Raw genomic sequence first — 23,862 nt, 5'->3', positions numbered from 1 at the left:
GATTGCAAAGCTTTTGAAAACATCAACTACCACTTATGCAAAGGCTTGGTTAAGCGAGTTTCTATTAACTCGTGGAATGTTCAAGGGGCCAGATGGCACTCCTCTTTATAACTATCACGTTACAGAGGCTGAATTCAGGTCGCTTGTCGAGTTACTTCGTTCTTACTTCAAGCGTGGTTCTGTGGCAAACAGCTCCACTCATCTGGCGGCTTGTTTTTGTCTATTCGTCAGCGAGCAGTATCGGCGTGCTTATAACAGTTCTTGGTCGTGGTCAGGGCCAGAGGCTTTGCTGGGAGCTTCTCTATCTTCACAACAGCATGCCAGCCTCTCGGCTACAGGTCTGGCGTATTGGAAACGGCCAATACGGCTTCGGGAAAACGGGCGTGATTGGCTTGGCTCGCTATTCGCTGAAGGCGGACTACCGTGGCCTTTAGTTCAAAGTGAATCACACGGATTCGGGCGCGCTGTACGCAGAGGTATTAAGCATTTTTATAGAACTGAAGGTAATCGAAGAACAACGTCGGATTTAATGGCGGACTTCGAAAACGAGCTACCGCTCATTTTCCGCAATCTTGAAACGCGTAGGCTTTTAGCAGGTATCGTTGATCAGCTCATGTATCTGGTCGAGCATCACCCACTCAAGGATCAGGATGATCCTACCAATTATTTGGATCAGGCAGCTCCAGGATGGACAGAAGCTTTCCCAATACCATTGGATGAAAGCAATGCACGTACGCTGCTCAATGACTGGCTCCGGGACGCGGGTCAGAAGCGCAAGGAGCGTCAAGAAACTTTGGGTAGGGTGAGAGACTTCTCTTGCGAGCATTTTCTGCATGGCATATTGCCTCAGTGGCTAATACGCACAGAGTTAATTCTGCCCCATGAGGCAGAGCTTGCAGTTGATCCAACAAGCCTTAATAGTACCCGCCTTGAGCTAGCTTACTACGAGGGTGAAAGCCTTCTAGCTAGAGGTCCTTCCGTTTACGGCCAGCTTACCGAAAAAGGTATTAAAGCACGTTTCTCAAATCCTCAAGTCACGCTTGAACGTCGAAAACCTAGCGAACTGCTGAGTCTTCGCTTATTAGACAACGGGCGAGTTGTACATTGCCAATATTTCGATGGCAGTGCCATCGATTATCAAGATACACCTTTGATTTTTGAGAGTCGCTCCGAACGCTGGCAACTGGTCGCTGTATCCAGTTGCTCCCTATCATCCAAGTGTGTCCGTATCCGAGTTCCCGATGGCTTTGACACCATCTGCAAAGATCATGATGTAAAATACTTACCCAAGGATCAAGAAAATGGTCTTTGGGTCGACGCAACCTCCGACTTCACGTTAATAAAAAGGGATGATCGATATTTAGTCGAGCTTAATCAGACGAATAGTGATGACTCGAAACCGACCCTCTCGGGGGTGTTTGCACTTTACGAAAGTTCTCACTCGATGGTTTTTTTAGGCTGGCCTAACCTTGAGCTCCCTGAAGGCTACCCTCATACAAGAGAAGATTTGCTAGAGTTCATCAATGGCGAGTTACTTGACCGTCGGGTTATTAGCCATTATGGCTCGGTTCGTTATACCTTGCGCACCCGCTCGGGCAAGACACTAATGCAGCGTCGTTTCGGCGTTCTCCCCAGAGATTTCAATCTCTCGCTGATCCCCGAAGTGCGCGAGCAACCTGCGCGTCTTCAAGTTAAAGGGGCTAAGCAGCTTAATCCGCATATTGTCAGCAATGCGTTGGTAGTGGAGCAATCAGAATGTTCGCTGTATCTTCGCTACCAAGGTGACGCACCACCGTCGAAATTTATGATCGAAGTAGGTCAAGGATTACCTCCTCTCAAGCTTCAACTACCTTACCCTTACCAGGGTGCCCGTCTGCTGGACCCGTCCGGTAATCCCTCAGGAGCCAGAGAGTTGTTATTGGCTGATCTATTGGGATATCGCATTTCACTGAGTTCAGGCTTAACTCAAGGACAAACCTTCTATATACAGCTGGAGTTGGTTTGCGAAGAGCGGCCGCATCCTCAGCGTACATACAGTATCCGAGTAGATTCGGCGCCTGTAATGCTCAACCTGTTTAGCTATCTTGCTGACATGCAGAGCATGCTTGGAGCAGTAGATGAGCAGGATGCCTATATCAAACTTACAATTGAAGCCGAACAACTACTGCTTAAAATTGATATCCGACGCTATGGTGGGCAGCTTGAATGGGAAGAGCGCGATGTTTTTCATATAGGCGGTGTCTCTAAAAGAGCTGTACTTGATGGCGTGAAGGCAGAGGCTATGCTGCTGTCCGACCCTAAGCAAGCCCCTTTACAATTAATCGAGAAAACTAGCGAATCAGTTGGTACCGGTAGTTTCAAGATACCTCAAGCTATGCAGTCTCGGGGGCCATGGCTAATTTACCCAGCAGAGAACTCGGACATCCATTTTCGTCCGGCTCTTTATTTGATACATGAAAATCGCTTAGATACAGCAGCAGAGGTGTTCTCACTACACCGTGCTGCCGAACTGTTTCACCCCTGGCAAAATCCGTATGTCATCGACCAGCAAATTGCTGCCATGGCAGAAGACTTCAACCACAGTGGCTGGCAGTACCTTGCTGATTTAAAGCAGAACTACTATCACCTGCCACTCTCGTCTTTCGAGACCTGGAAGGCTCTATCTCGCAACCAAGAAGCATTAAGCTTCGCAATATTCCGTCTTGAGATGGATGAGCCGTTCTGTGTCCGCATACGTGATGAGCTAGCTGTTATTTGGGAAACTATCTCCCTTCCTTTATGGGTAAGAGCATATCGGCTTTTCCAGGATTCTATAAGTTTGACCGGGCTTCCTGAAGCTTTGGTCAACAACCTTATATCGAACCGTGCCAACGTGCTGCGTTTTATTGTTTCAGGGTTTGAGTACCTTGGAGATTACCTAAGCACAGGCAATAGTTGCTCATTGACAAAGCTGCCACCTGAAAATGTTCTGCCGATTTGGTACCAGGATCTACGCCGATACCACGAAGCTAACCAAAACTGGCCAACTCTGCTGGGCCGAGAGCTTTCTGACTGGATTAAAGAACAGGAACTGCCACCGCCAGTAAAAGCTCTTTCACTGACGGATTTCACCGACGCAGTGACCTACCTGCCCATATTTATGGCCTTCGTCACGGCTGGAAGGGCCAAAATTACTGACCTGCCATTGACTCCAGCCTATCTTAAATTCGCGATTCGATTGATTTCAGACTTTGACCGTCAGGGATGGTTCGTGCCCGCACACGCCCTGATGGTGTCTTATTTACTCGCCTCGCAGGACGAGGCATAAGGAGTAGTGATGCGTTTTTTTAGGGACCTGATCGCACAAAGTCTTGATCGCACTCGAGAAGCAACTCTGGGTGTGCTGGGTATTCACAATCCAGGCCTGCGCAATCACTTAAGCCAGAGTATGGTGAACATTTTAGGGGATGATGGATGTTTCCTGGCACCGCCAGTTTTTGAGCACACCTTTGGTTGGGAAGAGTCGAATTTAAAATTGCAAGATCTGCAGGGCAAGTTGCTTTCGAAAAGCCTGCTGGACACCTTGGAGAAGCCGCACTATCGACCAGATCCGAATCTTTCTGCCGAAAAGCGACCTTACAGATTCTCTAGGCACCAATCTCCCTACACCCATCAGCTAAAGGCCTGGCGTACTCTTCTCGACGAACACCCGCGCTCGGCTGTCATCACCACCGGTACCGGTTCGGGCAAGACTGAATGTTTCATGGTACCTATTCTTGAGGATTTGATTCGAGAACATGAGCGCAGCGAAGCTGCCCTGGTTGGCGTCCGCGCTCTTTTCTTATATCCGCTCAATGCACTAATCAATTCTCAGCAGGAGCGACTCGACGCCTGGACTTATAAGTACGGCAACAACATCCGTTTCTGCTTATACAATGGTAAGACTGAGGAACACGCTGATAAGGTCCGTAAGGATCAGCAGCAGAAGCCCAACCAGATTTTGTCGCGGGAGTTACTACGGAGAGAACCGGCCCCCATCTTGATGACTAACGCCACAATGCTGGAGTACATGCTGGTGCGTCAGGTGGACAATCCCATCCTGGAAATCTCGCGCCAGAAACAATCGCTACGCTGGATCGTACTTGATGAAGCGCACACATACGTGGGCTCCCAAGCTGCCGAGTTGTCCCTGTTGCTTCGGCGAGTGGTGCAGGCATTTGGTAAGCAGTCTGAGCAGATCCGCTTTGTTGCTACCTCAGCCACTATCGCTGGAGCAGATGCCAAGGAACGTCTGAAGCGCTATTTGGCAGACCTTGCGGATATACCGCTTGAGCAAGTAGATGTTATTGGGGGCTCGCGTGTCTGGCCGGATCTTGCCTTCGCTTCGTCAAACAAAGAAATAGCTCTGCAGACAATCCGTCAGCTCGAGCCGGAAGTTGAAGTATCACCGGCACGCTTCGAAATGCTTAGTCAAAGCAGTATCTCCCGACGTTTGCGTCACGCGGTTATTAGCTCAGATAAGCCTCTTGATCTCAATGATCTTATAAATGAGGTCGCTGACCAACTGCAGGGATACAGCAAGAGCGAACAGCAGCAGGAGGTACTCGACTGGCTCGATACCATGACGGGCACTCGACCAGCCGAAAATCAGCCGCCGTTTCTTAAGCTGCGAGTCCACCTGTTCCAACGCATGCTGCATGGCCTATGGGCCTGCGTCGATCCTAATTGCTCTGCCAAGTCCAATCATCTGCAGAGCTGGCCCTTCGGCAACGTCTATGTGAACCAGCGAACGCACTGCGTATGCCATGCGCCAGTTTATGAACTCGGCTTCTGCGACGATTGCAAGACGCCGCACCTGTTGGCAGAAGATCGCAGTGGAGAACTGCACCAGCCCAGCCCTTATGCAGGCGATGAGTTCGCCCTCAATCACGAAAACGGTGGCGAGGACACACCAGTCGAACTGCTGACATCGAGTGTCGCCAGCACGCGCCTGATCATTGCCGGGCTGGCGACTGCGCATGAACCTTACTTCTCGATCACTCTTGATCTTGAGAGCCGGAAGCTCGGAGTCGTGAACGCTGAACGCAATATCGGCATCATACTTACCGAGGAGAAGGATTGCTGCTGCAGCCACTGCGACAACTCGTCGTTTGGCACCAGTGATTTCCTGAGAAAGGCTTACCTCGGTGCACCGTTCTACATTGCCAACGCCGTGCCGACCGTCCTGGAATTCTGCCCTGATCCTGACAAGGCAGATTCCGAAGGCCGCTCCCCCGAAGAGCTCCCGGGGCGCGGGCGTAAGCTGATTACATTCACCGACAGTCGTCAGGGCACCGCACGCATGGCGGTGCGAATGCAACAGGAAGCCGAGCGCTCGCGGCTACGTGGGCTAGTGTTTGAAACACTAAGGAATGCACAAGCCAAGGCCGATGCTGTTCCTAAAGACACGCCTAACGGTAGTCCAGTTGAATTGCTCACTCTGGCTGAAAATCTGGAAAAACAAGGTTTGGCTGGCATGGCGGCAGAATTGCGTCAGCAAGCCGAACTTTTGCAGAGCGGCTCCGTACCTACCAAGGCCGAAATCATTCCGTGGCCACAGATGGCCGGCACTATCGCGGCAGCCAGGGATATCGACAAATTCATCCTGCGTTACAACCGCTATGCCAATCCGGCGCTGTTCGATGGCAGCGAAGGTGGTCTGACCATGGCGCGCCTGCTGATGGCCCGCGAGTTCTCCCGGCGACCCAAGAACCAAAATAGCACGGAAACACTGGGACTGATCAAGGTCGGCTACCAAGGGTTGGAGAAGGTGACGACCACTCCACCGCTGTGGGTTGATACACGCGCCATTCCCGCATTGGGCGCTGCAAATGATCCCCGAAGCGTTCTGACGCTGGATGACTGGCGCGATTTCCTCAAGGTTGCACTCGATTTCTACGTCCGAGAGAACACTTTCATTCCGATGGAAAACAAGATGCGCCGCTGGATGGGCAGCCGCTTCAGTCCTAAGGCGCTTTACTCGCCCAAAGGCGACGTGCAGGAAAGCAGTACCATCCGGAAGTGGCCGCAGATCAAGCCTGGCACGCCCCACCGTCTGATCAAGCTGCTCGAACTGGCAACCGGGCTGAATCGCGACATGAATGTGGATGCCGATAAGATCAATAGCTGGTTAGACGCGGCGTGGCTGGCGCTGGTCAATGCTGGTATTCTGGAGCCATCCGATACTGGTCACCGTTTGCGTTTGGAATCCCTTACCTTCTCGTTACCTACAGAAGGTTGGGTCTGCCCGTTGACCCGGCGCATCTTCGATAACACCTTCCGTGGATTGACACCCTATTTGCCGCGAAAGCTGCTAAATCAGGATTACCGTTGCCAGAAGATCCAGCTTCCTACCTTGAGCACTCTAATGCCGAACGGCTCACCAGTGCTCAAGCAAGCTCAGATCCGGCAGCTGGTTGCAAAAGATCCTGTCATCACTAATTTAAGAAAAGAAAGCCTGTGGACGGATATCAGTGACCGAACAGTCGAAGGCGGTTTCTACTACCGAACAGCCGAGCACTCGGCACAGCAGTCGGCAAAACGACTGGATGACTATGTCGAGGAGTTCAAGCGCGGCGATATAAACGTACTGAATTGCTCCACCACCATGGAAATGGGTGTGGATATCGGCGGTGTTTCTGCTGTGGTGATGAATAATCTGCCGCCCCATCCGGCCAATTACTTGCAGCGCGCAGGTCGCGCCGGACGACGCAGCGAAGCTCGGGCGATCGCATATACGCTATGCAAAGCCGATCCGCATAACCAGCGAGCATTCTCCCATCCGAAGTGGCCGTTTGTGACCGCAATTCCAGCACCGAGCATTACCCTCAGTTCTGCTAGGATCGTACAGCGTCATATCAACTCTCTGTTGCTTTCGTTATTCCTGCGTACGCACAGCAGCAATGATGGCGACCGAACAAAACTAACTCTGAAATGGTTCTTCGACTCAGACGAGTCGCCCTGTCAGCAGTTCATGGCTTGGCTCATGGCAAGCTCAGAAGAATATGGTAGTGCCGTGAAGCAACTTGCAAGGGGTACATGCCTGAAAGGACGTTCGCTCAGCTCAATCACTGGCGAAACACAACAGGCGGTGCGAGACATCAAGGAGTACTGGCTGGGTGAACACCGCAATATCGACCATAAGTTGAAGTCAGTCAGTGAGGGCCCCTATAAGAAAGCTCTGACTCTGGAGAAACAGCGCCATGAGAACGAGTATTTACTGCGTCATTTGGCATCATCCGCATTCTTGCCGGGCTACGGTTTCCCTACCGATGTTGTGAGTCTCAAGACATACAACGTAGAAGATTTCATGCATCTGCAGCGAAAGGACAATGTTAGCCGCGAGGACAACATTTTCAACAACAAGGAAATGCCATCGCGCAGCTTGAATATCGCCATTAGAGAATACGCCCCCGGCGCTCAGGTGGTTATTGATGGACGTGTTTATCGTTCTGCTGGGGTCAGCCTGCAGTGGCATGGCGACGGGAAGATCAATGAGGCACAAAAGTTCGATGTAGCTTGGCGCTGCCCGGAGTGCGGAAGTTCTGGGGTGATCGAAAATGCCTATTCTAACAATAGCGGATTGTGCTGTTCGCATTGTACAACCCCGATTCCGTCAGCCGAATTATGTATGGTGTTGCGTCCAGGTGGCTTCTTGACCGACTTTTACGAGGAAACCACCAACGATGTTACTTCGCAGAAATTCATCCGCGTTGAGCGTCCACGTATTCAACTGAATGGTGAAAGTACTGCGTTACCCGACCAACGCTGCGGATTTGTGCGTTTTGGTCATGATGGTAGCGTTTTTCACCATTCAACTGGCGAGTATGAAAAAGGATATGCTGTCTGCATGACCTGTGGACGTGCAGAGTCGATGCTTGCCTCGGGCGAAATTCCCAAGGACTTGCAACCTGATAAAAGCCACCGCCCGGTTGGTGGGTTAGCCGGTAGTCACAAGGAGCGCGATTGCTCAGGCGAAACGGTGAAGCCCAACATTCATCTGGGCTATCAGATTCGAACTGATGTGCTTGAAGTCTTCCTGAGAAATCCCATTACTGGAGAGTGGCTAAGCGATACTTCTGAAGGTCGTTTAGTCGCTACGACACTGGGTGTTGCTATGCGCGACGTTATCGCAGATCAGATCGGTATCGCCAGCAACGAAATGGGATTCGGCTATCGCCTGGACCGTGACAGGGAAACTAGGGAGGGCCGCGCTGTCATCCAGTTGTTCGATGAAGTCAGTGGGGGGGCCGGATTCGTACTGACTGGTTTGGCTGATATTTCGCTGCTGCTGAGTAAGACTTTGGATAGGTTACGATGCCCTGCCAACTGCGAGAATGTTTGCTCGCACTGTTTGGCCAGCCAGGATAGTCGTGTTGAACGTGAAGAACTGGATCGCAATTTGGCGTTGCAGTGGATGAACGATTCTAAACTGATTGAGCATCTGGGACTTCCCGATGTATTTACTGGTTTGCATGGTGCTCGCTACTGCTCGGTTGGTCCGTTGCGCGAACTGAGTTACGCCATCAACTCATTGGATCATCGTGATCAAACAGCATCGATTTTGCTTTGCCTTCACGGTTCCTGTGAAGATTGGGATATGGATCATCCCCGTTTCCGGGAACAGGTGCTGGCGTGGGCCATTTCAGAGAGACGCAAAGTCCGCCTTGGGATTGCGACGAATGCTCTGTTAAGCACCGAGCAAAAGGAAACCTTTGCACTGTTTGAGCGCTTAGGAATTGAGCTAATCAAGCTGAATCCCACAGAGTTTCAAGCTCCGTACCTAATTGCACAGCTCCCTTCACAATCTGGTGTTCAGAGCCTGTACAGTAGCACTGACAGCGTTGGAACACCTGGCTCCGACTGGCTACAAGGTCAGGCTGATGTGGTGTGGGCTACCAGCAAACTTATACCACCCGTCACCGGGAGTTCTATCGATAGCAGTAACTGGCACCAACAGCTACAACATGCGCGTGTCGTTGAAATTTCTACGCAGCTTGATGGGCCTGTCAATACTCTGGAAAAACGCCTTTATTCACTGGTCGAAGCTGAGATGCCAGAACTGGCCGACTTGATCTCCAATGACCAGGCGATTTCCATCAGTTACTCGGATCGCTACCTAAAATCGCCCTTGTCGCTGATGCTCCTTACGGGTTTCCTGGAGTTGTTCCGGAGTGATGAACTTCAGTCTCTATCAATACAGACGCTAGCACCGAGCAGTAACCAGCCCAGCTATCTGCTTGGCCATGACTGGATGCGAGCGGATGACCAGAAGACCATAATCAAGCTCTGGTTCGAAGAGCAGTTCGATATCGCACCGGACATTATCCTAATGAATAAACCACGTGATCTTCTGCACTGTCGAATCATTACTGTGAAGTGGGAGTCGGGTAAATCCAGCAAGATCCTGCTGGATCAGGGTATGGGCTACTGGCGTGGAAGGATGCCATACAGGGATCAAATGAACTTTGATTTCAATGCTTCACATCATGATCAGAGAGAGCTCATGTATGATAAATATAATTACGTTCAAATGCAGCCGGGTGGTGAATGGCCAACTTTCATGAGCTGTGTAATTGATTGATCAGAAAAGTCATTATTTGTTTTAAGCCGTTTAATTACGGCTTAACATACGATGTCTGGCATTCTTTTTTTCTCAGTCAAATGAATGACTATGATTACTAGTTGTTGAGTCAAAAAATAAAGCTTATCTCACTACTGGGGCTGCCTCGCTGGGCAGCCCCATTTTATTCAGGCATATCTCTACACATATCCCATTTCGGCGAACGATCTACACCCATCACTACCCACCACCACATGATCAATCACCCGAATATCCATCAGTCCAAGCGCTTCCTTCAGGCGCTCGGTAACCATCCCAAAAATCAGTGCATGCGTCATTAGAGTTCTCCGCCCTACAATAAGGTAAATGGAGAGCGACATGAAGAAATCACGGTACAGCGAGTTACAGATCGTCAAGATCCTGAACGAGGTTGAGAACGGTCGACTGGTCAAGGAAGTCTGCCGGGAGTACGGCATCTCCGAGGCGACCTACTACAACTGGAAGTCTAAATACGGCGGCATGGAAGCCTCTGACGTGAAGCGCCTCAAGAAACTTGAAGAAGAAAACCGTCGGCTGAAGCAGAGGTATGCTGAGCTGAGTCTGGATCACAAGCTGCTGAAGGATGTGATCGAAAAAAGCTGTAAAGCCAGCCGTTCGACGAGAACTGGTTGATTACCTCAAGCAGACTTATGGTGTCAGCATCCGTAGAGCCTGCCGAATCGCTGGCATCAGTGACTCTGTGTACCGGTATCGGCCCAACACCTCTCGGGATGAACCGGTGATGGCAGCGCTTCAAAGCGCCACTGACTGCTATCCCGCCTACGGCTTCAGCAAACTGTTCAAGGTGCTGCGACGCTGGGGTCATGGATGGAATCACAAGCGGGTCCACCGGCTGTATTGTGCACTCAACCTGAATAAACGGCGACGGGGCAAGAAACGGTTTCCGACACGCAACCCGGAGCCATTGAGCGTACCCGCCACCGTTAACCGATGCTGGTCCATGGATTTCATGAGCGACAGCCTGTTCTGTGGTCGCCGGTTCCGGACGTTTAACGTAGTGGACGACTTTAATCGGGAGGTATTGGCTATCGAGATTGACCTGAACCTGCCAGCACCGAGGGTCATACGGGTTCTGGAACGCATTATCGCTTGGCGAGGCTACCCAGCCAAACTACGCATGGATAACGGCCCGGAATTCATTTCGACTTTTCTGGCAGATTGGGCTGAGCAACACGGTATCGAGCTAGAGTTTATCAAGCCGGGCACATCGACTCAGAATTCGTATGTTGAGCGCTTCAATCGGACGTACCGGGATGAGAGCCTGAACATGTATGTCTTTCGGAACCTCACCGAAGTCCGAGAACTGACAGAATCGTGGATGACGGAATACAACGATGAGCGTCCCCACGCTTCACTGGGAGACCTGACGCCATGGGAATACCTAGCGAAACACCAGTGGGCGGAAAGCTCTAATCAGCGATGCCACTAAAACTGGGATGTTTACAGGGTGCTTGAGCCGCTTCTCTAATTCCTGATACCAATCGTCGAACAGATCCTGCACTGTACTGATGGTTATTTTTTCTTCACGTTTGCGCTCGGTAAGAGGGTCTTTACCGCTACGAATCGCCTTCTGAGTCTCAACCACTGCTCACGAGCTTCAGCTAAGGAAAGGTGAGAATATTTACCCAGCGACATACCCCGGCGCTTACCCGCGAAGGTATAACGGCACATCCAGTAGGCAGCTCCTGCCTTAGGAATCATCAAGTACAAGCCGTTGCCATCACCATAGCGCCCTGGTTTGGATTCTCTGATCAATGACTGAACCTTCGGCAGTAAAGCTTCCCATCCTCCCCTCCGCTAAAGTCCCAAGAATTTTCCATTTTTAACAATACATTCAATGTATTGTGCCAATACTGGGTAGTATTTTAACGATATCCTGTCTCACTGATGGGTAGCATGGTATTTTACTACCCACTTAGCGGTGGCTTAAGCTGGATCGTGGTAGATAAACGTAGACAACGTCTGATATTAAATAATTACAAAACAATATCTTATATATCTACATAGACAACCGTAGACATTACTCAATATTCTGAATCTGTTCCCGCATCTGCTCGATCAGTACCTTCAACTCCACCGCGCAGCGGGTCGTCTCCGCCACCACGGATTTTGACGAAAGCGTGTTGGCTTCGCGGTTGAGTTCCTGCATCAGAAAATCCAGGCGGCGGCCTTTGGGGCCTTTTTCGGTGAGCTGGCGGCCGACTTCTTCCACGTGGGCGCTCAGCCGGTCGAGCTCTTCGTCCACGTCGGCCTTTTGGGCTACCAGCACCAGTTCGGCTTCCAGGCGTTGGGGGTCGAGTTCGGTCTTGGCGATTTCCAGGCGCTCCAGCAGCTGGGCGCGCTGGCGTTCCAGAATGTGCGGCAGCAGGCGTTTGACCGTAGCCACCTGCTCGCTGACCGCCGTTAGCCGAGTCGTGATCATCTCGGCGAGCTTCTCGCCTTCGCGGGCGCGGGCGTCGATGAGTTCATCCAGCGCCTGGGTAAACAGCACCTTGGCCGTCGCCTTGATCGCATCCTGGTCCAGGTGCTGGGTTTCCATCACGCCGGGCTGGTTGAGCAGTGCCAGCGTGGTGGGCGCTACGGCGCTGGGCACCTGCTGCTGGATGGCTGCCAGAGCGTCGGCGATCTCTTTCAGCCGCTGGCCGTTTAGCGTGGGCGCCTGGGCAGTTTCTGCGCTCTCGAAGCGCACGCTGCACTCGACCTTGCCGCGAGCAAGGCGGCTTCGCAGGGCCTCGCGCAGTACCGGCTCAAGGTCGCGCAGGCTGTCCGGCAGGCGAAAGTGCGGCTCCAGGTAGCGCTGATTGACCGAACGAATCTCGATCTGCAGCGTGCCAAAGGGGGCGGCCTCTTCAAGGCGGGCAAACGCGGTCATGCTGTGTACGCGATGGGTCGTGGCCATGATTCAATCCTTTGAGAGCGCATTTTCTCTCAGTCTACCTGATAAGGGCGGGGTTGAACGGCAAGACGTGTACAATGGAAGGCTTTTCCTGATTACGCGCTTATATGAAGTGCTTTTTGTGAGGTGCCATGCGTCCTGATGTTGTCCGCCCCAGCAATCGCGCAGCTGACCAGCTGCGTGACATTCGCCTGACCCGCGATTATACCCGGCACGCGGAAGGCTCGGTGCTGGTCGAGTTTGGTGATACCAAGGTGCTGTGTAATGCAAGCGTGGAAGCGGGCGTACCGCGCTGGCTGCGCGGCAAGAACCAAGGCTGGATCACCGCCGAGTACGGCATGCTGCCCCGCGCTACCCATTCACGCAGCGGCCGCGAAGCCGCGCGTGGCCAGCAGGGTGGGCGTACGCTGGAAATTCAGCGCCTGATCGGGCGCAGCCTGCGTGCGGCGGTGAATTTGAAGAAGCTGGGCGAGTTCACCATCACCGTGGATTGCGATGTCATCCAGGCCGATGGCGGTACGCGCACCGCGTCGATTACCGGCGGCTGTGTGGCGCTGGTGGATGCGATTCGCTACCTGCAGCGGGAGAAGAAGATCAAGGGTGATCCCTTCAAGCAGATGGTCAGCGCGGTCTCGGTGGGTATCTACAAGGGCGTGCCGGTGCTGGATCTGGACTACCCGGAGGACAGCAAGGCGGATACCGATCTGAACGTGGTGATGACCGAAGGCGGCGAGCTGATCGAGGTGCAGGGCACCGCCGAAGCCGGCGCGTTCAGCCGTGCCGAACTCAACGCCATGCTGGATCTGGCCGAAAAGGCAGGTAGCGAGCTGCTTGAGCATCAGCGTGAGGCGCTGGGCATGCGCGGCTAGCGACGCGTGAAAGCATCAACGCAAAGAGCCGACCAGGGTCGGCTCTTTGGTAACGACGACGCGGGAAAGATGCTTAAAGGGCGAGATCGTACTCGACAATCAGCGGGGCGAATTCGGAGAACGTCGCCTCTTTATCGATCCATGCGTCAACCACGTGGCGACGGAAGTTGGGGCCGACCAGCTGGTAGTCGATCCGCCAGCCTTCCTGGCGATCACGCGGCACGTCCTGGTCGAGCTTCGGCCACCAGGTGTATTCGCCAGCGTCGCGATTGATTTCGCGGAAGGTGTCGATAAACCCGGTCGGGCCGAGCACCTGATCCATCCAGGCGCGCTCTTCGGGGCGGAAACCAGAGGTGAGCTGGTTGTCCGACCAGTTGGCTAGGTCAACGGTCTTGTGGGCAATGTTCCAGGTACCGCAGATGATGTATTCGCGGCGTTTGCGCGACATCTTCGTCAGGTACTCCTGGTACTGGTCCATGAACGCCTGCTTGGCCTTCTGGTCGCTGCCATCGGGCATCAGGAAGGTGGCGATACTGAAGCGGTCGTAGTCCGCCTGCAGAAAGCGCCCTTCATGATCGCACTGCGGAAAGCCCAGGCCGTACATGATGGCCTTGGGGATCTTGCGGCAGTAGAGCCCGACACCGGCAAATCCATCCTCTTCGGCATCCAGGAAGTAGCCTTCATAGCCTTCCGGATAGAGGATGTGGTCGCCTAATTCAAAACTCTTGGCCTTGATGTTCTGCACGCAGACCACATCGGCGTCCTGCTGAGCCAGCCAGTCCAGGAAGCCACGGTCGACGGCATCACGTATACCATTAACATTGATGCTGGCAATTTTCATAAATCGTCCCTTTTGCGTCGCTGCTGTATGATACCCGACGTTTAGACGTTTGGGTAAATAGACCCTCTCATTCTTGCCATTTACCTGCGTTTTATTGTCGCCTCAGTGCTGACGTAAATCCCCTGCCTAATGAGGAACGCCGTGGCTACCACTCTACAACCCTACCAGCGCGAATTCATTGCCTTTGCCATCGAGCAGGGTGTTCTCAAGTTTGGTGAGTTCACGCTCAAATCCGGCCGAGTAAGTCCTTACTTTTTCAACGCGGGCCTGTTCCAGACCGGCCGCGCTCTGGCCAAGCTGGGCCGCTTCTACGCCCAGGCGATCATGGACAGCGGCCTGCACGCCGACGTGCTGTTCGGCCCGGCCTACAAGGGCATTCCCCTGGCCGCCGTGACCGCCGCCGCACTGGCCGACCATCATGACCTGGACATGCCCTACGCCTTCAACCGCAAGGAGGCCAAGACCCACGGCGAAGGCGGCAGCATCGTGGGGGCCGCGCTTTCCGGCGATATCCTGATCATCGATGACGTGATCACCGCCGGCACTGCCATTCGTGAAGTGATGGGCATCATCGAGCAGAGTGGTGCCCGCGCCGGTGGCGTGATCATCGCGCTTGACCGCCAGGAGCGCGGTCAGGGCGAGCAGAGTGCCATTCAGGAAGTGCAGGCCGAATACGCCGTACCGGTGGTCAGCATTGTCTCGCTTGAGCAGGTACTCACTTATCTGGAAGAGCACGCCGGCGGCGAGATGCTCGCCTACGCCGAGGCCGTGCGTGCCTACCGTGACCGCTACGGCATCGCGGGCTGAACGGCTTTAGACCTCAAGCGCGCCAGCGTAGTTCTGCTGACGCCAGGCTTCGTAGCTCACGATGGCCACCGCGTTGGAGAGATTGAGGCTGCGATTGTTGGGCTGCATGGGAATGCGCAGCTTTTGTTTCTCGGGCAGTGCCTGGTGAACCTCGGCGGATAGTCCGGCGGTTTCCGAACCGAACAGCAGCACGTCGCCAGCAGCAAAATCCGCTTCGCTGTGCGCCCGTGTGCCTCGGGTGGTAATCGCCCAGATACGCCGGCCCTGCATTGCCTGTTGAAAGGCGGCAAAGTCGGCGTGGCGAGTCACGTTGGCCAGGTCGCGGTAATCCAGTCCCGCCCGGCGCAGCTTCTTCTCTTCAAGGTCGAACCCCAGCGGCTCGATCAGATGCAAACGACAGCCGTTGTTGGCCACCAGGCGCATGATGTTGCCCGTGTTGGGCGCCATGCGCGGCTCGAACAGCGCTACTTCAAACATTGCCTTCTACCCTGGTCATTGCCCTGGGTGTACTCACCCAGGGCCACTGATTGTAGTGAAAAAAGCCGTAGAAGATAACGCTACTCGCGCTGGCAACGCTAATCGGTGTGCGCTTCATCCTGCGGTGTTGCCAGCTTGTCGCGGGCAGCAAGCTGACTGCGAAGCTCGGCGACCCTTTCCACGCTGACCGGTGCGGCCCCATTTCCCCAGCTGTTGCGAACATGATCCAGCACGGTGGCGATCTCTTCGTCGTTCATTTTCCAGGCGAACGACGGCATACCGGCACCGGTCGGACGTGCCTGGGTATGTGCCGCGCGCCCTCCCATCAACATGACATGGATAAGGTTGGTGGGATCATCGGCCAGCAGTGCATTGTTGCCCTCGAAAGCAGGCACGATATTGGCCATACCTTCACCGGCCACGCCATGACAGGCCGAGCAGTTCACTTCATAAGCCAGCGCACCACTTTTCGGCCCCTCGTTATTCAGGGTCATCGGTTCGTGGCGCACGTTGCTGGAAGGCGCAGTGGCTTTCAAGTAACTGGCCACCGCCTCGAGATCATCATCGGTGAAGTACTGGGTGGAGTGCTCAATCGCCTCGGCCATCGGCCCTGTGGCAAAACTGGTGCTGTTAGCGCCGGTTTTAAGATATTCCACCAGCTCTTGGGTACTGGTGCTGCCGATTCCGGTATGCGGGTTCGAGGTAATATCCGGGGCAAACCAGATATCCAGCCCGCCGCCCGACAGATACTCACCGTCTTTCGGACCACCCAGAAAGTTACGTGATGTATGACAGGTAGCACAATGGCCTGGCCCATTCACGATGTAGCGGCCACGATTCCACTGTTCATCCTGATCCGGGTGTTCATCGAACCCTTCATTATCAAAGAAGAGAACGTTCCAGCCAGCCATCGCCAAGCGGATATTGTACGGAAAACCCAGATCGGCGATTTCATCGATAGCATTATCGACCGGCTCGATCGTGGACATATACGCCCACAGGTCGTGCATGTCACGATCAGTAAGCTTGGTGTATTCCGTATACGGCATGGCCGGGTAGAGCAGCCCCTTGGAGCCTCTGCCGTGGCGCAGGGCATTGAAGAAGTCGCGCTCGGTCATATTGCCGATGCCGCTGTCGATATCGGGCGAAATATTGGAGGCCACGATGCCACCAAAAGGGGTGGAAACCGTATAGCCACCACCAAAATTCTCCTCATGGCAGGCCATGCAATCTCCCAGGCGCATCACGTACTCGCCGCGGGCAATGGCGTCCTCATCCTGGCTGGTAAAGTCTGCCAGGCGCGTTTCATCATCGGCTACATCGGAGCGCGAAATATCAAACGTCGGCCATGCCCAGACGAACGCTCCCGCCACCACAACCGCCGCGCCAACCCCAAGGGCGATGGCCGTTCTTTTTCTATTCGACATCGCTTAGCTCTCCACCAGAGGACCGGGGTTTTGGACATAACGCTCATGAATCGCACGCGCCGTACGAATGGCTAGCGCCCCTACGGTACCGGTGGGGTTGTAGCCTGCGTTATTGGGAAAGGCGGAAGCGCCCACGACGAACAGGTTATGGGCGTCCCAGCTCTGCAGCCACGGATTGACCGCTGATGTAGCCGGGTCGGCGCCCATGGGCACGCCGCCAATCACGTGGTCAGAAGCGATCTTGGCCGTGGTAAAAGGCTCCGCGGCGAAATTGAATGGCGTGATGTGTGAAGCGCCCATCTGCTCGGCGATCTCTACCGCGCGATCCATGGTGTAGGCCGCCATGTTGCGGTCGTTTTGCGCGTAGTCGTAGGTCAAGCGCAAAAGCGGTACGCCGAACTTGTCCTTGTAGTTCGGGTCGAGGTCCAGATAGCCGGTACGCGTCGGCATCGAGCTGCCCTGGTTAAACAAGATACCGTAGTTCTGGTAATACTTGGCGTAGGCCTTCTTGAAATCACTGCCCCAGCGCGGCGTACCTTCCGGCAAACTTTCTGCCCGCGCAATCGGCAGACCATCGCGAGAGAGCGTCAGGATACCCGCCCCGCCGATGAAATCCAGATCGGAGTGATCAAAGTTGTCACCGTTATAATCGTCGATCTGCGAACCCAGTGCGCCTGCGCCGACGAAGGGGTTGATCTGCTCATCTTCGAACCACATGTGGGCGCCGGAGATGGTCTGGAACGAGAAGTTACGGCCAACCACCCCCTCTTGAGTATTGGGGTTGTAGGGTTCGCTGATTTCGGAGTTGAGCATGATGCGCGTATTGTCGACCATGAACGCGGTCAGACAGACGATATCCGCTGGCTGCTCGACCTCACGACCGCCCTTGTCGATATACGTGACACCGGTGACGGTCTGGCCATCTTCAGCCTTGTTGACGCGAATGACGCACCCTTCAGTGATGACGCTGAAATTGGGGCGGCGCATCAAAGCAGGAAAAATGCATGCCTGGGGCGATGACTTGGAGTAGTTGCCACAGCCGTAGGCCAGACAGAAGCCGCAGTAGCTGCAAGCGCCCATGGCAACGCCCAACGGGTTGACCCAAGGCTCGGAGAGGTTGGCCGCCGGAATAGTGAAAGGGGTATGTCCCATTTTACGAGTAGCGTCGTTGAAAATCTCCATCATGCGCAGGGTTTTCAACTCAGGCGTTGGATACTCGCGAGTACGCGGGCCTTCATAGGGATTGCCGCCGGGCTTGATTTCACCGTTGATATTGCCCGCAGTGCCTGAAATACCGGCAATTCGCTCGAAGCGGTCGTAAAAAGGTTCGAGCTCGTCGTAAGTGACGCCCCAGTCCTGCAACTGCAGCTCGCCATCTTCGGCGCGTTCGATACCGTAGCGCTCGATGGTGCGGGTACGTACTTCAAAATCCCACGGGTTGAACCGCCACGCCATACCAGCCCAGTGAAAGCCGGCTCCCCCCACGCCTTTGCCCAGCTCCAGGATACCGTAATCGCGCTGCGGTACCGCCACTTGATCAAGGCGATTACGAAAGGTCATGGTATTGTCTTTCGGCGGCGACAGTAGCTCCTTGCGACTGCTCCAGCGCAGCTCATCGGGGTTGACCGCCGGAGGGGTATGGGTCGAGGTGTCCTGCCAGGCGCCGCGATCGATCGCGACGACGTTGAGACCTGCTCGGGTCAGCTCTTCTGCCATTAGAGCCCCTGACCATCCGAGCCCGACGATGACGACGTCGGCTTTGGGTCGCTTGCTTGCCATGGTCTTGTTCCTACCGATTTTTTAAGTATAGAGGTTGCTGTCTGCCAGGAGCACTGCCGAATCTGGAAGCTCGGCAGCCGCTTGCCGTGACTAGTCCTGAGGGATCAAGCTAACCGGAATCAGGTCGAGTTTTTCACCAGTCCGATCCGCATAAAGACGGTAGTCGTAGCGAGCCCCGGGAAAACCGATCATCTTCCAGCCCGCCATATCACGGTTACCGCCATAAATGGGATCAGAGAAATAGCCTTCACGAACGCTGAGCAGCATCATTTCGAAAAACGCCTTGGTGTGAACCCCTTGACCAAGATCAATGTCTCCCTGCTCCATGCCTGTGAGAATCTCGTCCTGACGCTCAGGGGCAAGGTCGGCAAATTCCGCGTCTTCGTTGTCGCTAACCCACTTGTTCAGCGCCTCGAGGCCGGTTTCGTAGCGCTCGCGAGGGGTGGCGATAAACTGCGGCAACTGAGTAAGCTCTTCGGCATGAGGCTGAAGCGGCGTATCACGGTACATCGTGGCGCCTTCGCCCCAGGGGCCGGCGAGCTGTGCGTCCAGGAACTCGATACAGCCTGCCTGAGTGGCACTGGGGCCCAGCTCATCAGCAGGAATGAAGCGATCAAAAACCGCAGCCAATGTACGGCGATGCGCATCATTATTGAGTACCTGAAGGCCACCCGTATGCGAAGGGGTCGGCACGAACTCTTCATCGAGTACGGTTCCCTGCGGAAATCCTTTGACTTCGTTAGCCCCTAGATAGGGAGCAACAGTAACGGAGGCAGTTAGCGCGCCTAATGAGCGAAGCGCTTCTCGTCGATTCATTTTCATCATGGGCTCCTTACGCCAAGACCTACGGCACGATTACCAGAGAAGGGAGCATACAGACCTGTCGCACACCTGTAGCTACCTAGGGTTGCCATCGCGTGTGAGATCAGGTGGTTTTCGAGGGGAATGTTGTAGCGAGCATCAAGGCGGACATAGTTAGTTTGTTAATATTATATTCAATTTTCGACGGCTTTTGTTGATGGAATATAACTTTTTATAAGCTGGTGCAGCGGCGCTCGCCTTCAGGCGGCTTCTCCCGCTGGGGGCCGAGCCTGTATGATACGGGCTGAACGCCCAGCATCTTCCCTCTCTGTCAGGTCGCCTCAATGTCCAAGATTCTTGAACGCATCCAGCGCCTCAATCCGCGCCAGCAGGAAGCCGTGCGCTACATTGATGGCCCTTGCCTGGTACTGGCAGGTGCAGGCTCTGGCAAGACCAGCGTGATCACCACCAAGATCGCGTATCTCGTGCAGGAGTGCGGCATGAGCGCCCGGCGCATCGCCGCGGTCACCTTCACCAACAAGGCCGCCCGGGAAATGAAGGAGCGCGTGGGGCAGATGCTCAAGGGCCGTGAGGGGCATGGTCTGACCGTGTCGACCTTTCACACCCTGGGGCTCAACATCATCCGCGGCGAGCTGAAGACCCTGGGCTACAAGCCGGGCTTTTCTCTTTTTGACCCGGAAGACGCCAAGGCGCTGTTGCGTGACCTGATGAACAAGGATGCCCAGGTGGACGCCGAGCAGATCAATGCGGTGCAGGCGAAGATTTCCACCTGGAAGAACGACCTGGTGTTGCCGGGCCAGGCACTATCGTTTGCCGAAGACGAAGACGAGCAGTTCGCCGCGCGGGTCTACGAGGCCTATAACCGCCACCTGAAAGCCTACAACGCGGTGGATTTCGACGATCTGATCCTCTTGCCCGTGGTGCTTTTGCAAAACGACGGTGAGGCGCTGGCCCGCTGGCGGCGCAAGATCCACTACATGCTGGTGGACGAGTACCAGGACACCAACGTCTCCCAGTACCTGCTGGTGAAACTTCTGATGGCCGAGCGCTCGACCTTCACCGTGGTGGGCGACGACGACCAGTCGATCTACGCCTGGCGCGGGGCGCGCCCGGAGAACCTGGTGACCCTGGGCGAGGATTTCCCGCGCCTGAAAGTGATCAAGCTGGAGCAGAACTACCGCTCCACCGGCACCATCCTGCGCGCCGCCAACACCCTGATTGCCAACAACCCCCACGTCTACGACAAGACGCTGTGGTCGGACATGGGCGACGGCGCGCCGATCCGCGTGATCGTCAACCGCCACGAAGAGGCGGAGTCCGAGCGGGTGGCCAGCGAAATGCTCACCCGGCGCATCAAGGAGAAGGCCGAGTGGCGCGATTTTGCGGTGCTCTACCGCGGTAACTTCCAGGCCAGGCTTCTGGAGCTCAAGCTCCAGCACTACCAGATTCCCTACAAGCTCTCCGGCGGCACGTCATTTTTCTCGCGCAACGAGATCAAGGACGCCATGGCCTACCTGCGCCTTCTGATCAACCCCGCCGACGACAACGCCTTTTTGCGTATCGTCAACGTGCCGCGCCGCGAAATCGGCCCCGGCACGGTCGAAAAGCTCGCCAACTACGCCACCGAGCGCTCGATCTCGCTGTTCGCCGCCTGCCACGAACTGGGCCTCGAGCAGGTGCTGCCGACCCGTGCCGTGGAGCGGCTTTCACGCTTCACCCACTTCATCGACGGCGTGCGACAACGCATGGATCAGGGCGACGCGATTGCCGCCATCCGCGACATGCTGCGCGACATGGACTACGAGGCGTGGCTCTACCAGAACGCCAGCGCCCCCACCATCGCCGAGCGACGCATGGCCAACGTGTGGATACTGATCGACCAGCTCGAGAAGTCGCTCGACCGCGACCCGGAAGAGGACGACGACTCCACCGCCACGGAAACCGACGGCGTCGAGGCGGCGATTTCGCGCCTGGTGCTGCGCGATATTCTCGAGCAGCAGGCCGAAGAGGACGATTCGGACAAGGTGCAACTTCTCACCATGCACGCGTCAAAGGGCCTCGAGTTTCCTCACGTCTACCTGATGGGGCTGGAAGAAGACCTGCTGCCTCATAGAAACGCCATCGAAGTGGGCACCGTGGAAGAGGAGCGCCGGCTGGCTTACGTGGGCATCACCCGTGCGCGGCGCACGCTGACCCTGACGCTTGCCCGCCAGCGCAAGGCGTATGGTGAGTTGATGGATTGCCAGCCGAGCCGTTTTCTCGACGAGCTGCCGGCGGAGGATCTCGAGTGGGAGGGCCGTGCCGACAAGGAAGACCCGGACAAGAAACAGGCCAGAGGCAAGGACGCGATTGCCGGGCTGCGCTCGCTATTGGGCTAGCACTTAGCGCAGCCAGCCATAGGATATCGCTACCTTCGGCAACAGCGCTCTCACGCAACGAACCTATCCACAGGCGGATGCCAAAAGCGCCTGTGGATAGATCATTCGACCTCGCTGATCATGTAGTCGACCGCTGCCCTTATTTCATCATCGCTGAAGTTGAATCGACCACCCTTGGGTGGCATGGCGCCTAGCCCCTTGATGGCACTGGTGTAGAGCGCGTCGGTGCCCTTGGCAAGCCGCGCCGCCCAGGCGTCGTGATCGCCGGTGGCCGGGGCGCCCGCTATACCTGCCTGGTGGCAGGCACCGCAGCTGGCCCTGGCGTACAGTGCCTCACCATCCAACCCGGTGGCTTGCTCGCCTTGTTCAGGCGCGTCGTCTGGTTCATCACGCGTCTCGGAAGCCGCCTGCTGGGCTACGCTGCGCTGGCATGTCTGCCCTTCGAAACAGAGTGTACCCACCGGCGCGAGACGCTCGGCGAGCGCATCGTGCTCGGCGTCGCCGTCCGCCTGCGCCATCGTCGCGAAGAGTCCCAACGCCGCCATACCGCCCAATACACGCTTGAAATTCACTTGACCCCCTTCTGGCCGCGCCAGGAATTAACCACGGCTTACGTGCAGATACTACCCGCTTTTCAGCGGGCAGCAGGACGCATTTTTTTGACGCAAGACAACCAGATGATCGATAGGTGAAGCTCACCTATCGTCGAACGAGTAGAGAAGTGACCGAAAGAGCCGTATGGAAAGGGCAGTACGAGAAGAGCGATCAGAAGATCAGCTTGAAGACACCGGTGAGGGTCAGAAGGCCAACGGCAAAGATAAAGATAATAACCCACAGCAAGATTTTCATTTCTTTTCCTCCATGATTAAAAGAAGCATTCCTGAGTGATACGGCTCCAGTATAGAAGATAAATGCAAAGATTGGCTAACATCGCCCGCCGGCGCGCCAGGGCCTAGTTTCGCCACGCCAGCAGGCGCTGTTCGGCATGACAATCGAACCCTGCCTGTGCGTAAAGATGCCGGGCAGGCGCATTATTGGCATCTACGGTGAGCAGCAGTTCCGGCGCGCCCGCCTCACAAGCCATGCGCAACGCGGCAATCAGCACCGCCCGGCCAATCCCCCGGCCCCGCCAGCGGGGCGCCACGCCCATCAATAAAAGCTCCCACTCCGCCCCTGGTGCCAGCAACAGCACGCCCACCCGCTCGATGCCTACATTGACGCTATACCAGTGGCGCGGCGCCGCGGGTGCCCGTTGATGAAAACCGGCCAGCAGCGCTTCTGCCCCCAGCGCATCATACAGAGCGGGGCTGTCCAGCGAGCCCTGGCTGATCAGATCAAGCAACGCGTGTTGTGCCGATGCATTCAGCGCTTCAAAAGGCTCCAGCCGAATTGATACCGCAGGCTGACAGGTGTCTGCTTGGCCACCCAGCTTGACGGCCATGTGACGCAGCGCCGCCAGGCGAATCATGCCAAGGTCGAGCAGTGCAGTCTCCCAGGCGTAGTGGCTGGGCGGCAGTACCACGTGGCAAAGCGTCAGGCTGTTTTCTGCCACAAAAGTGCGTGCCGTCTGAAGCAGAGCCAGGCTTGCCGGACTCTGCTTCAGGGGAAGCCATAGCTGCGCTGTGGCATGGTCAAGCGGCTGCACCCAGAGTGCACCGGTAATGCGCCCCTGATGTTCAGCGATCCAGAGCCCGCGCCAGGCGGCCTGCCTTGCCTGCTGAAGGGCCTCGTGCAGTGCTGATTGCAGGGCGGGCTCGTGCACGGCGGCCAGATGCAGCAGCGCCTCACGGCGAAGCGTTGAAGGACACAGGCGCACCGAGGCGCCGCAGGTGGGCAGTTCAGCCATGAAAAAGGACGCCATTGCGTTGCTTTCGTTGACGTTAATCCTGACTGACTCCCCTTAACGATGCTACCTTTTGTTACTTC

At 55.4% G+C, this 23,862-nt stretch carries 17 protein-coding genes; 7 read left to right on the top strand and 10 right to left on the bottom strand.

The features are described from left to right. The first annotated feature begins 13 nt into the window (after positions 1-13). Both HW452_RS08075 and HW452_RS08070 read left to right on the top strand, forming a co-directional pair. Positions 14-3,307: an STY4851/ECs_5259 family protein gene (locus tag HW452_RS08075; RefSeq protein ID WP_224105595.1), complete on the top strand. Its 3,294-nt coding sequence runs from the start codon at positions 14-16 to the stop codon at positions 3,305-3,307. Between the two features lie 9 nt (positions 3,308-3,316). Then, the gene (locus HW452_RS08070) at positions 3,317-9,601 is read left to right on the top strand and encodes a DEAD/DEAH box helicase (protein WP_224105594.1); all 6,285 of its coding nucleotides are present in this window, start codon (positions 3,317-3,319) and stop codon (positions 9,599-9,601) included. Positions 9,602-9,780: 179 nt separating this feature from the next. On the opposite strand, the gene HW452_RS08065 is transcribed toward HW452_RS08070, so the two are convergent. Next, positions 9,781-9,918, bottom strand: a complete 138-nt coding sequence (locus tag HW452_RS08065) for a JAB domain-containing protein (RefSeq protein ID WP_425348097.1) — start codon at positions 9,916-9,918, stop codon at positions 9,781-9,783. A 40-nt stretch (positions 9,919-9,958) separates the two neighbouring features. Between HW452_RS08065 and HW452_RS08060 the strand changes: the two genes are divergently transcribed. Then, positions 9,959-11,069, top strand: a protein-coding gene (locus HW452_RS08060; protein WP_224105593.1) for an IS3 family transposase whose coding sequence is annotated in 2 segments (ribosomal slippage) — positions 9,959-10,212 and positions 10,211-11,069 — 1,113 coding nt in all. Because the reading frame shifts where the segments join, the coding sequence is not laid out codon by codon here. Between the two features lie 83 nt (positions 11,070-11,152). On the opposite strand, the gene HW452_RS17695 is transcribed toward HW452_RS08060, so the two are convergent. Next, complete coding sequence (locus tag HW452_RS17695; RefSeq protein WP_425348099.1) at positions 11,153-11,341, bottom strand: Arm DNA-binding domain-containing protein; 189 nt, start codon at positions 11,339-11,341, stop codon at positions 11,153-11,155. 319 nt (positions 11,342-11,660) lie between these two features. After that, a complete protein-coding gene (locus HW452_RS08050) occupies positions 11,661-12,539 on the bottom strand; it encodes a YicC/YloC family endoribonuclease (protein WP_224105591.1) in 879 nt (292 codons plus the stop codon). 128 nt (positions 12,540-12,667) lie between these two features. On the opposite strand from HW452_RS08050, the gene rph reads away from it, so the two are divergent. Then, on the top strand, positions 12,668-13,405 hold the full coding sequence (rph, locus tag HW452_RS08045; RefSeq protein WP_224105590.1) for a ribonuclease PH: 738 nt from the start codon (positions 12,668-12,670) through the stop codon (positions 13,403-13,405). Between the two features lie 73 nt (positions 13,406-13,478). Here the strand turns inward: rph and HW452_RS08040 are convergent, their stop codons facing one another. Next, positions 13,479-14,246 carry an exodeoxyribonuclease III gene (locus HW452_RS08040; RefSeq protein ID WP_224105589.1) on the bottom strand — a complete coding sequence of 256 codons (768 nt, stop codon included), beginning with the start codon at positions 14,244-14,246 and terminating at the stop codon, positions 13,479-13,481. A 141-nt stretch (positions 14,247-14,387) separates the two neighbouring features. On the opposite strand from HW452_RS08040, the gene pyrE reads away from it, so the two are divergent. Beyond that, entirely contained in the window at positions 14,388-15,053 is a 666-nt protein-coding gene (gene pyrE, locus HW452_RS08035; RefSeq protein ID WP_224105588.1) for an orotate phosphoribosyltransferase, read from the top strand. A 6-nt stretch (positions 15,054-15,059) separates the two neighbouring features. On the opposite strand, the gene HW452_RS08030 is transcribed toward pyrE, so the two are convergent. From HW452_RS08030 to HW452_RS08015, 4 genes are all read right to left on the bottom strand, one after another. Then, entirely contained in the window at positions 15,060-15,530 is a 471-nt protein-coding gene (locus tag HW452_RS08030; RefSeq protein ID WP_224105587.1) for a tRNA (cytidine(34)-2'-O)-methyltransferase, read from the bottom strand. Positions 15,531-15,628: 98 nt separating this feature from the next. Beyond that, a complete protein-coding gene (locus HW452_RS08025) occupies positions 15,629-16,957 on the bottom strand; it encodes a c-type cytochrome (RefSeq protein ID WP_224105586.1) in 1,329 nt (442 codons plus the stop codon). Positions 16,958-16,960: 3 nt separating this feature from the next. After that, positions 16,961-18,736: a GMC family oxidoreductase gene (locus tag HW452_RS08020; protein ID WP_224105585.1), complete on the bottom strand. Its 1,776-nt coding sequence runs from the start codon at positions 18,734-18,736 to the stop codon at positions 16,961-16,963. 90 nt (positions 18,737-18,826) lie between these two features. Then, positions 18,827-19,558 (bottom strand): gluconate 2-dehydrogenase subunit 3 family protein, encoded by a 732-nt coding sequence (locus tag HW452_RS08015; RefSeq protein ID WP_224105584.1) that lies wholly within the window; start codon positions 19,556-19,558, stop codon positions 18,827-18,829. Between the two features lie 323 nt (positions 19,559-19,881). Here HW452_RS08015 and rep point away from each other — a divergent pair, with 323 nt between their 5' ends. After that, on the top strand, positions 19,882-21,936 hold the full coding sequence (gene rep, locus HW452_RS08010) for a DNA helicase Rep (RefSeq protein ID WP_224105583.1): 2,055 nt from the start codon (positions 19,882-19,884) through the stop codon (positions 21,934-21,936). Positions 21,937-22,037: 101 nt separating this feature from the next. On the opposite strand, the gene HW452_RS08005 is transcribed toward rep, so the two are convergent. Continuing rightward, the gene (locus tag HW452_RS08005) at positions 22,038-22,508 is read right to left on the bottom strand and encodes a c-type cytochrome (protein WP_224105582.1); all 471 of its coding nucleotides are present in this window, start codon (positions 22,506-22,508) and stop codon (positions 22,038-22,040) included. Between the two features lie 166 nt (positions 22,509-22,674). Between HW452_RS08005 and HW452_RS08000 the strand changes: the two genes are divergently transcribed. Then, positions 22,675-22,824, top strand: coding sequence for a hypothetical protein (locus HW452_RS08000; RefSeq protein WP_224105581.1), 150 nt, complete (start codon positions 22,675-22,677; stop codon positions 22,822-22,824). A gap of 64 nt (positions 22,825-22,888) precedes the next feature. Here the strand turns inward: HW452_RS08000 and HW452_RS07995 are convergent, their stop codons facing one another. Then, a complete protein-coding gene (locus HW452_RS07995) occupies positions 22,889-23,782 on the bottom strand; it encodes a GNAT family N-acetyltransferase (RefSeq protein WP_224105580.1) in 894 nt (297 codons plus the stop codon). Positions 23,783-23,862: the final 80 nt, after the last annotated feature.

Origin of the sequence: Vreelandella aquamarina (genome assembly GCF_020075495.1) — a bacterium.
Taxonomy (GTDB): domain Bacteria; phylum Pseudomonadota; class Gammaproteobacteria; order Pseudomonadales; family Halomonadaceae; genus Vreelandella; species Vreelandella aquamarina_A.
Note: the sequence above shows the minus strand (reverse complement) of the source record. Positions and strands in the feature narration are given on the sequence as shown.

What these genes read in the sequence shown, in the direction of transcription:
- rep (WP_224105583.1), top strand. Translation starts at nt 19,882, where the DNA reads ATGTCCAAGATTCTTGAACGCATCCAGCGCCTCAATCCGCGCCAGCAG.
- HW452_RS08025 (WP_224105586.1), bottom strand. Translation starts at nt 16,957, where the DNA reads ATGTCGAATAGAAAAAGAACGGCCATCGCCCTTGGGGTTGGCGCGGCG.
- rph (WP_224105590.1), top strand. Translation starts at nt 12,668, where the DNA reads ATGCGTCCTGATGTTGTCCGCCCCAGCAATCGCGCAGCTGACCAGCTG.
- HW452_RS08000 (WP_224105581.1), top strand. Translation starts at nt 22,675, where the DNA reads ATGGAAAGGGCAGTACGAGAAGAGCGATCAGAAGATCAGCTTGAAGAC.
- HW452_RS08040 (WP_224105589.1), bottom strand. Translation starts at nt 14,246, where the DNA reads ATGAAAATTGCCAGCATCAATGTTAATGGTATACGTGATGCCGTCGAC.
- HW452_RS08030 (WP_224105587.1), bottom strand. Translation starts at nt 15,530, where the DNA reads ATGTTTGAAGTAGCGCTGTTCGAGCCGCGCATGGCGCCCAACACGGGC.
- HW452_RS07995 (WP_224105580.1), bottom strand. Translation starts at nt 23,782, where the DNA reads ATGGCTGAACTGCCCACCTGCGGCGCCTCGGTGCGCCTGTGTCCTTCA.
- HW452_RS08050 (WP_224105591.1), bottom strand. Translation starts at nt 12,539, where the DNA reads ATGGCCACGACCCATCGCGTACACAGCATGACCGCGTTTGCCCGCCTT.
- HW452_RS08015 (WP_224105584.1), bottom strand. Translation starts at nt 19,558, where the DNA reads ATGAAAATGAATCGACGAGAAGCGCTTCGCTCATTAGGCGCGCTAACT.
- HW452_RS08020 (WP_224105585.1), bottom strand. Translation starts at nt 18,736, where the DNA reads ATGGCAAGCAAGCGACCCAAAGCCGACGTCGTCATCGTCGGGCTCGGA.
- HW452_RS17695 (WP_425348099.1), bottom strand. Translation starts at nt 11,341, where the DNA reads ATGATTCCTAAGGCAGGAGCTGCCTACTGGATGTGCCGTTATACCTTC.
- HW452_RS08065 (WP_425348097.1), bottom strand. Translation starts at nt 9,918, where the DNA reads ATGACGCATGCACTGATTTTTGGGATGGTTACCGAGCGCCTGAAGGAA.
- HW452_RS08070 (WP_224105594.1), top strand. Translation starts at nt 3,317, where the DNA reads ATGCGTTTTTTTAGGGACCTGATCGCACAAAGTCTTGATCGCACTCGA.